Source organism: Seonamhaeicola marinus, assembly GCF_008085455.1.
This window is the reverse complement of sequence record NZ_VSDQ01000147.1, coordinates 1-295: the sequence shown is the minus strand read 5'-3', so window position 1 is coordinate 295 and position 295 is coordinate 1. Positions and strand designations below refer to the sequence as shown.

General features: G+C 32.5%; 1 protein-coding gene. It reads left to right on the top strand.

What is annotated here, in order from left to right; all coding sequences use genetic code 11:
• Positions 1-295, top strand: a 295-nt coding sequence (locus tag FUA24_RS01170; RefSeq protein WP_148539688.1) for a class I tRNA ligase family protein, incomplete at both ends; no start/stop codon positions are given.

The window sequence follows — 295 nt, the reverse complement described above, 5'->3', positions numbered from 1 at the left end:
GAACACTTTATAATACCTATTCATTTTTTAGTTTATATACAAATCTTGATAAATTTAACTACGCCGAAGCTGATATTCCGTTAGCTGAAAGACCAGAATTAGATAGGTGGATTTTATCAGAATTACACACCTTAATTAAAAAGGTTGATGCATTTTATGCTGATTATGAACCAACCAAGGCAGCCAGAGCTATTTCAGATTTTACACAAGATTACTTAAGTAACTGGTTTGTACGTTTAAGTAGAAGACGTTTTTGGAAAGGCGATTACCAAACCGATAAAATATCGGCATATCA